This is a genomic window from Gordonia aichiensis NBRC 108223 (genome assembly GCF_000332975.1).
In the GTDB taxonomy this organism is placed as follows: Bacteria; Actinomycetota; Actinomycetes; order Mycobacteriales; family Mycobacteriaceae; genus Gordonia; species Gordonia aichiensis.
In genome coordinates, this window is record NZ_BANR01000030.1 from 35,970 (window position 1) to 44,472 (window position 8,503).

General features: G+C 66.8%; 10 protein-coding genes. 1 reads left to right on the top strand and 9 read right to left on the bottom strand.

The genetic code is table 11. The annotated features are described in order from the left end of the window. Window positions 1–4: 4 nt before the first annotated feature. The 9 genes from hisF to GOACH_RS20520 form a co-directional block, all read right to left on the bottom strand. Window positions 5–805, bottom strand: a complete 801-nt coding sequence (gene hisF, locus GOACH_RS20480; RefSeq protein ID WP_005179196.1) for an imidazole glycerol phosphate synthase subunit HisF — start codon at window positions 803–805, stop codon at window positions 5–7. 70 nt (window positions 806–875) lie between these two features. After that, window positions 876–1,700: an inositol monophosphatase family protein gene (locus tag GOACH_RS20485; RefSeq protein ID WP_005179198.1), complete on the bottom strand. Its 825-nt coding sequence runs from the start codon at window positions 1,698–1,700 to the stop codon at window positions 876–878. Then, entirely contained in the window at window positions 1,697–2,440 is a 744-nt protein-coding gene (priA, locus tag GOACH_RS20490) for a bifunctional 1-(5-phosphoribosyl)-5-((5-phosphoribosylamino)methylideneamino)imidazole-4-carboxamide isomerase/phosphoribosylanthranilate isomerase PriA (protein ID WP_005179200.1), read from the bottom strand. Before priA ends, GOACH_RS20485 begins: the two co-directional genes overlap by 4 nt. A 110-nt stretch (window positions 2,441–2,550) precedes the next feature. Beyond that, window positions 2,551–2,817 (bottom strand): hypothetical protein, encoded by a 267-nt coding sequence (locus GOACH_RS20495; RefSeq protein WP_005179202.1) that lies wholly within the window; start codon window positions 2,815–2,817, stop codon window positions 2,551–2,553. Continuing rightward, a complete protein-coding gene (gene hisH / locus GOACH_RS20500) occupies window positions 2,814–3,455 on the bottom strand; it encodes an imidazole glycerol phosphate synthase subunit HisH (protein ID WP_005179204.1) in 642 nt (213 codons plus the stop codon). Before hisH ends, GOACH_RS20495 begins: the two co-directional genes overlap by 4 nt. Further along, window positions 3,452–4,075, bottom strand: a complete 624-nt coding sequence (gene hisB, locus GOACH_RS20505) for an imidazoleglycerol-phosphate dehydratase HisB (RefSeq protein WP_005179206.1) — start codon at window positions 4,073–4,075, stop codon at window positions 3,452–3,454. The genes hisH and hisB overlap by 4 nt, the downstream gene beginning before the upstream one ends. Next, window positions 4,072–5,211 (bottom strand): histidinol-phosphate transaminase, encoded by a 1,140-nt coding sequence (locus GOACH_RS20510; RefSeq protein ID WP_174320858.1) that lies wholly within the window; start codon window positions 5,209–5,211, stop codon window positions 4,072–4,074. Before GOACH_RS20510 ends, hisB begins: the two co-directional genes overlap by 4 nt. 5 nt (window positions 5,212–5,216) lie before the next feature. Continuing rightward, a complete protein-coding gene (hisD, locus tag GOACH_RS20515) occupies window positions 5,217–6,545 on the bottom strand; it encodes a histidinol dehydrogenase (RefSeq protein ID WP_005179209.1) in 1,329 nt (442 codons plus the stop codon). 384 nt (window positions 6,546–6,929) lie between these two features. Next, window positions 6,930–7,106, bottom strand: a complete 177-nt coding sequence (locus GOACH_RS20520; RefSeq protein WP_157227882.1) for a hypothetical protein — start codon at window positions 7,104–7,106, stop codon at window positions 6,930–6,932. A gap of 210 nt (window positions 7,107–7,316) precedes the next feature. On the opposite strand from GOACH_RS20520, the gene GOACH_RS20525 reads away from it, so the two are divergent. After that, a partial coding sequence (locus GOACH_RS20525; protein WP_005179225.1) for a DUF222 domain-containing protein occupies window positions 7,317–8,503 on the top strand: 1,187 nt, incomplete at its 3' end.

The following is an 8,503-nucleotide window of genomic DNA, read 5'->3' on the forward strand; positions in this document are numbered from 1 at the left end:
GCGATCACACCTGCCCTTCCGTGTCGCGTTCGGTGCGCACGACGATGCCTTCGGCCGCCATCGCACCCTTGACCTCGGGAATGGTGAGTTCGCCGAAGTGGAACACCGACGCGGCGAGAACGGCGTCGGCTCCTGCCTGCACCGCGGGCGCGAAGTCGGCGGCCCGGCCGGCGCCGCCGCTGGCGATCACCGGGACGTCGACGACCTCGCGGACCGCGGCAAGCATCCGCAAGTCGAAGCCCTGCTTGGTGCCGTCGGCGTCCATGGAGTTCAGCAGTATCTCCCCGACGCCGAGCTCTTGTCCGCGCCGAGCCCACTCGACGGCGTCGATTCCGGTACCCGTGCGGCCGCCGTGCGTGGTGACCTCCCAGCCCGACGGCGTCGGCTCGGCATCGTCGGGAACGGTTCGCGCGTCGACGGACAGCACGATGCACTGCGATCCGTACCGTCGGCTCATCTCGGCGAGCACCTCGGGCCGGGAGATCGCGGCGGTGTTCACGCTCACCTTGTCGGCTCCGGCACGCAGCATCGCGTCGACATCGTCGACCGTGCGAATGCCACCGCCGACGGTCAGCGGGATGAAGATGGCATCGGCGGTCCGGTGCACCACCTCGATCATGGTGGCACGGCCCGAACTCGATGCGGTCACGTCGAGAAAGGTCAGCTCGTCGGCGCCCTCGGCGTCGTATCGCGCAGCGAGTTCGACGGGGTCGCCCGCGTCGCGGAGATTCTGGAAGTTGACGCCCTTCACCACACGACCGTCGTCCACGTCGAGGCAGGGAATCACGCGGGTCGCGAGGGTCATCGGGAAGTCCTCCCTGCCGAGGCGTCCTCGACAACACAGTCGAGGCAGACAATCACACGGGTCGCGAGGGTCATCGGGAAGTCCTCTCGTCGCCGATTACGTCGTCGATCACGGCCATCAGTTCGCGGTGGACGTCAGGCATCGCCGTCACCAGGGACGGCGACGTCACCGTCCAGGGGTTGCCCGCGAGGTCGGTGGCCACTCCCCCGGCAGCACGGACCAGGGCCGCACCCGCCGCGTTGTCCCACGCGTGCGCTCCGAAAGCGATTGCGGCGCCGAAGATCCCGGCTGCGACATAGGCCATGTCGACTCCGGTACTGCCCGTCATGCGCAGCCGCGCTGCACGCACGCTCAGCGCTTCGAGTAGTTGTGCACGGTGTGTGCCCGGGTATCTCCCGCCGTGGCTGACGTTGAACGGCCCGAACGCCACTGCGGTCTGCGCGAGAATTGCCGGGGGATTCGGTGCCATCGGAATGCCGTTGCGATACAACGGTCCTGCCACGTGGCCTGCGTAGCGTGTCCCGGTCAGCGGCAACCAGGTGAGACCGAGCACCGCCTCGCCGTCGACGAGCAGGCCCAGCAGAATCCCCGTCAGCGGCATCCCGGTCGAATAGTTGTAGGTCCCGTCGACCGGGTCGAGTACCCACACCGCGCCCTCGGTGACCGAGGGACCGCCGAATTCCTCACCGTGCACGGCGATCCCGGTGCGATCGGTGAGTTCGCGTCGGATGCGTTGCTCGAGATCGAGGTCGACCTGGGTGGCGAAGTCTGTCCCTCCCTTCGCCACGGCGCTGGGTGCACCGAGCCCTGCGGTGAACTCAGCGGAGACACCGTCGAGGATGCCGCCCGCGATCTCGAGGAGCGCGGACGGATCCAGGTCAGGACGGGAGGTCACAGGTTACCGACCGCCGCCAGTGCGTCGGGCAGGGTGAAACGTTCGGCGTAGAGCGCCTTTCCGACGATCGCACCCTCGACGCCCTGGTCGGTCAGACTCGCGATGGCGATCAGATCGCCGAGGGCGGACACGCCACCCGACGCGACGACGGGGGCATCGGTGGCCCTGGTGACCTCCGAGAGTAGTTCGAGATTCGGGCCGCCCAGAGTGCCGTCCTTGCTGACGTCGGTGACCACGTAGCGCGCGCACCCGTCACCATCGAGTCGGGCGAGGACCTCCCATAGGTCGCCCCCGTCGGTAACCCATCCCCGTCCGCGCAGGCGGTACGAGTCGCCGTCGGCGATGACGTCGAGTCCCACTGCGATCCGGTCGCCGTAGGTCGCGATTGCCCGCCTGCACCATTCGGGATTCTCCAGTGCCGCGGTACCGAGGTTGACGCGCGTGCAGCCCGTCGACAAAGCGGCTTCGAGGGAGTCGTCGTCGCGGATACCGCCCGACAACTCGACCTTGACGTCGAGTTCGCCGACGACGCCGGCGAGCAGCTCACGGTTGTTGCCGCGGCCGAACGCGGCGTCGAGGTCGACGAGGTGAATCCACTCGGCGCCGTCACGTTGCCATGCCAGCGCTGCCTCACGGGGTGAGCCGTAGGCGGTTTCGGTGCCCGCCGCGCCGCGGACGAGCCGAACGGCCTGTCCATCGGCGACGTCGACGGCTGGTAGTAGTTCGAGGGTCTTCCCCATGACGTGATGTCTTCCTTGTCCTGTATTCGTCGCGGTCCTGTATTCGTCGCGGTCCTGTATTCGTCGCGGTCCTGTATTCGTCGCGTGCGCTGTGGGCGGTCTGCGTGCGGTCAGGGGTTCGCGGTCCCCTCCTCGAGGTCGCGAACCCTGCGTTCGTACGAGCCGATGATGCGGCGCGCGATCCAGCCGATCACCGCGACCATCGCGATGACCACGACCAGCGCCGCAACCAGACCGGCTATCGGTGACCAGTGTGCCAGCGCGAGGATGATGGGCGTACCGACCACCAACACCAGCACACCCGACCCGAGGACGAGCGTGACGAACCGCCCGTAGGAGAAGTGCGGTCGTCGTGATGGCTCGCCCGGTGTACTCATGCGATGCTCCCGACCCAATTGCGAAGTAGCTCGGCTCCTGCGTCCCCGGACTTCTCCGGGTGGAACTGAGTGGCGCTCAGTGCGCCGTTCTCGACCGCCGCGAGGAAGCGACTGCCGTGTTGTGCCCACGTCAACTTCGGAGCGGCCAGCGGTGAGCCGACGTTGTCCATCTCCCACGACTGCGCCGCATACGAGTGGACGAAGTAGAAGCGCGTGCCCGCGTCGATCCCCGTGAAGAGCGTGGAGTCGGCAGGTGCGTCGACGGTGTTCCACCCCATGTGTGGAAGGACGGGAGCGTCGAGTCGCGACACGGTTCCCGGCCACTGCCCGCAGCCATCGGCTTCCACACCGAATTCGACGCCGCGCTCGAACAGGATCTGCATGCCGACGCAGATGCCGAGGACCGGGCGCCCGCCGGCCAGCCGTCTTCCGATGATCCGGTCGCCCTTCACCGCGCGCAGGCCCTCCATGCAGGCGGCGAAGGCCCCGACGCCCGGTACCACGAGGCCGTCGGCCTCCAGCGCCGTTGTGAAGTCGCTGGTCACGGTGACATCGGCGCCCGTGCGTTCCAACGCGCGTTGCGCGGAACGCAGATTGCCCGACCCGTAATCGAGGACGACGATGCCCGTCGAACTCATAGGGCGCCCTTGGTGGATGGCACGCCACTCACCCTTGGGTCGGCCTCGGTGGCTGCCCGCAGTGCGCGCGCGACTGCCTTGAACTCGGCCTCGGTGATGTGGTGCTGATCGCGACCGTAGAGCACACGCACGTGCAGCGCGATGCGCGCATTGAGCGCGATCGATTCGAAGACGTGTCGATTGATGACCGTCGAATACGGGACGCCGGGATAGCCGCCGATCACCGCCGTCAGCATGTGTTCGGGTTCGCCGGTATGCACGCAGTACGGCCGTCCGGAGACGTCGACGACGGCATGTGCCAGTGTCTCGTCCATCGGAATGAACGAGTCACCGAAGCGTCGAATGCCCTTCTTGTCGCCGAGTGCCTGACCGAGCGCCTGCCCGAGCAAGATCGCGGTGTCCTCGATGGTGTGGTGCCCCTCGACCTCGACGTCGCCCTTCGCCTCGACTGTCAGATCGAAGCTGCCGTGCGCACCGAATGCCGTCAGCATGTGGTCGAAGAACGGGATACCCGTCGAGATGGCGGTCGCGCCGGTGCCGTCGAGATTGAGTTCGACGACGATCGACGACTCCTTGGTCGTGCGTTCGACGCGCGCGATCCGCGGTGCCGGGGTGGTCACTGTGTGTTCTCCAGATCTGTGGTGGCAAGTCTTCTGCTGACGTCGAGGAACGCGTCGTTCTCGTCGACCAAACCGATCGTGACACGCAGGTGCGCGGGAATTCCGACATCGCGGATCAACACGCCGTCGTCGAGATACCGCTGCCACGACGCCGGGGCGTCGGCGAAGCGTCCGAAGAGCACGAAGTTCGCGTCGGAATCCACGACGTCGAAACCGGATTTCTCCAGTTCGGCTACGACACGTTTGCGCTCGGCGATGATCTTTGCGACCCCGCCGAGTGTTTCCTCGCTGTGGCGCAGGGCCGCACGCGCCGCGGCTTGTGTCAGCACCGAGAGGTGATACGGCAGACGCACCAACTGCAGCGCGTCGACGATCGCGGGAGACGCCGCGAGATACCCGAGCCGCCCGCCCGCGAAGGCGAACGCCTTGCTCATCGTCCGGCTGACCACGACCTTCGCCGGGAACTCATCGATCAGCTCCACCGCACTGGGCTGTTCGGAGAACTCCCCGTAAGCCTCGTCGACGATCACGATGCCCGGAGCGGCGTCGACGATCGCTCGCAGTCCCTCGTTCGGGATCGACGCACCGGTCGGGTTGTTGGGCGATGTCACGAAAACGACGTCGGGGCGTCGCGCGGTGATCTCCCCGACCGCGTAGTCGATGTCGAGGGAGAAGTCGGCGTTCCGTTTGCACTCGAGCCAGGTGGTGTCGGTGCCGTCGGAGATGATCGGATGCATCGAGTAGCTGGGCACGAAGCCGACCGCGCTACGGCCAGGACCGCCGAACGCCATCAGGAGTTGCTGCAGGATCTCGTTGGAACCGTTTGCCGCCCAGAGGTTCTCGACGCCGAGGTACGTCCCGGTCGCCGCGCTGAGGTATGCGGCGAGATCGGTACGCAGGGCCACGGCGTCGCGGTCGGGGTAACGGTGCAGTTCGGCTGCAGCCGCCCTGGCGGCTTCGGCGACGTCGGCAATCAGCTCGGCCGAGGGCGGGTGCGGGTTCTCATTGGTGTTGAGAACCACCGGAACCTTCAATTGCGGTGCGCCGTAAGCGGTTTTGCCACGCAGATTCTCGCGGATCGGCAGATCATCGACCGTCACCGAGGTGCCCGGGATCGACGGGCTGGGGGCGTTCATGGGCGTCACTTCGCTACCTCGACGGCGAATCGACGGGTGATCGCATCACCGTGCGCCGGAAGGTCTTCGGCCCGGGCGAGGGTGACGACCTGGGCGGAGACATCTCGAAGGGCGTTCTCGTCATAGTCGATGACGTGCACGCCGCGAAGGAAGGTCTGCACCGACAGTCCCGATGCGAAGCGCGCCGAACCCGACGTCGGCAGAACGTGATTCGAGCCGGCGCAGTAGTCGCCGAGACTGACCGGCGCGAAATCACCGACGAAGATGGCCCCGGCGTTGTGCACGCGGTCGGCCACACGCGCTGCGTCGCGGGTCTGTATCTCGAGGTGTTCTGCCGCGTAGGCGTCGACTACGGCGAGGCCTGCGTCGATGTCGTCGACCAACACGACGCCCGACTGCTTGCCGCTGAGTGCGGTGGTGACGCGTTCGCGGTGTGTGGTTTCGGACACCTGGCGATCGAGCTCTGCGTCGACGGCGTCGGCGAGTTCGACGCTGTCGGTCACCAGCACCGATGCCGCGAGAACGTCGTGCTCGGCCTGACTGATGAGGTCGGCTGCGACAAAGGACGCGTTGGCAGTGTTGTCGGCGAGTATGGCGATCTCGGTGGGACCTGCCTCGGCGTCGATGCCGACGAGTCCGCGGCAGAGGCGCTTGGCTGCCGTGACATAGATGTTTCCGGGACCGGTGATGAGGTCGACGGGGTCGAGAACGGCACCGTCTGTGTCGACGCCACCGTAGGTCAGCAGCGCCACACCCTGTGCGCCGCCAACCGCCCACACCTCGTCGACGCCGAGGAGTGCACACGCCGCAAGGATGGTCGGGTGCGGCCATCCCCCGAAGTCCTTCTGCGGAGGCGATGCGACGACGAGTGAGCCGACACCAGCTTCCTGGGCGGGCACGACATTCATGATCACCGACGACGGGTAGACCGCGTTGCCGCCGGGGACATACAGGCCGACACGACGAACAGGAATCCACTTCTCGCTGACCGCTCCCCCGTCGACGACCTGCGTGCGGGTCGTCGTGCGTCGTTGATCGGCGTGCACGAGGCGTGCGCGGGTGATCGATTCGCGGAGCGCGTCGGCGACGGCGGGGTCGAGCTGTTCGAGGGCATCGGAGATCACGGCCGCGGGTACCCGAACGCTCGACGGACGCACGCCGTCGAACTTCTCGCCATACTCCAGTGCCGCCTCGACGCCGCGGTCGGCGATCGCATGCACCACCGGCGCCACCGTGTCCAGAACGGCGTTGACGTCGGTGCCCCCACGGGGCAACGCGCGACGCAGCTCAGCGAGCGTCGGCGAGGTACCGCGCAGGTCGGTTCGGGCGAGCATGGGTGTCTCCTGATCGGTCGGGTTTACCCGTCAAGGATATGTGTCGGCACCACTGCTTTCCGAATGCGGTCCGCCCAGCCTCAGGCGACGCGACCCTCGCAGGGCCACCTCGGAGTCCCTTTCCCAGCGCTCGAATCCCGGAGGAGCAGCCGGGCTGTCGGTTTCGAGCAGCCCCACCGGCGTGGATCCTCGAGCGAACCTACCGCTGCGGCCGTGCCGAAGACCGCATTCCACCCATTTCTCAGAGCGTCGTGCTCGAACGCGCCGACACCGCCACGCACCACGCCACAAGCCCACGGTGGACAGCACGTTTCACGTCTGCTCAGCCAGCCACTGACCCGCCGCGCCATCACGCTGACGCATGAGGTCTTGTCAGCTGATGCCCTACTCGACCGGTCGGCGTGCGGTCATGTCGGCAACTGTCGCACCGATGAGAACGAGACCGAATCCAGACAGCGCTACAACCAGCCACGTCGGAAGCGGTACGAGGAAAATGATCACGAGCACCGCAATGGCAACAACGAGCAGGCGCGCCGAGGCGCCGAGCGGATGCCTTCGCATACGCGCCATGCTACCGCCGAGATTGACGGGAGGGAGAGATTGACGGGATGACGAACGCACGCCCGCCGGTCACACAAGGTCGGTTCCATCCAGCTGCTGGTAGCGCGTCACCGATGTCCGGAAAGCGTGCGACGGAATTTGTCGGTGGCGTCGGCTAGCGTAGAACGCATATTCGATCGAGATGTTCCGGGAGGGTGGGGGTGACACGGAATGAGTAGCGAGCACGACAGCGGCAACGACGGTCCGGGTGTCGGTGAAACATTGTGTGCACCAGCCTTGTTGGATGCTGCCGGGTTGGGTTGTGCGGTGGCGGGGTCTGCTGATGCGCGGGTGGCGGAGGCGTTGACGCGTCTTGCTGAGGTGGTCGATGAGTTGGCCGGCTGTGATGTGTCGCAGCTCTCGGATGCGGGTGTGGTGGAGGCGGCGCAGGTGGCTGAGCGGTTGGCGCGGCGCACCGCGGCAGCGGTCACTGATCGGCTGGTGGTCGAGGCATCGGATCGTACTCTGCCACGCGCGCTCGGCTACCGGGATGTGCGGGACTTTCTGGCCCACCGGTTGGGTGTCGGGGACCCGGCGGCACGACATCAACTCATCTCGGCGACCGGTTCGTTCACGTCGATCGTGGGTGAGAAAGAGCAACCACGCTGCCCGACGTTGGCACAGTATTGGGGGCAGGGGCTGATAGCGCCGGCCCGCGCACGGGCCGTGTTGGAGGTGTTGGGCCAGATTCCGCATCAGATTCCGGCTGAGGTGTGTGCGGCGGCCGAGGCGCAGATGGCTGGTTATGGGGTGCAGTTCACGCCGAAAGAAATCACCACTCTGGGTACCCGGTTGATGGCACATCTCGATCCCGATGGCACGGTCACCGACGACACCGACCGCAGGCGGCGTCGCCGGTTGTGGGTGAACCGCCAAGGTGCGGATCTGATGTCCAGGTTGACTGCTGATCTCGACCCGGCGACCCGCGCCCGCCTGGATGTGGTGCTGGATGCGTGGGCGACACCCGGCATGAACAACCCCGACGACGACACCTCACCGGCAGGGCCGGTGGGCGAGGCTGATGCCGAGGTGGTGGCGCAGGCAGCCGCACGTGATCAACGCTCACAAGCCCAACGCAACCATGACGCGGTGTCGGCGTTGCTGTCGCAGGTGGTTGATGCCGGTGTACTCGGCCGCTCGCATCGTGGGCTGCCGATCCAGGTCATCGCCACGGCCACGCTGGCCGAGTTGCAGGCACACGCCGGGGTGGCGCAGACCGCATCCGGGACCCTGGTACCGGTCCCGGATCTGATCGCGATGGCCGCCCGCTCGGCAAGCGGGGTGCAACCGTTCTTGGCGGTGTTCGCCGAGCACACCAGCGTGCCCCTGTATTTGGGGCGGTCGAAACGGTTGGGGGG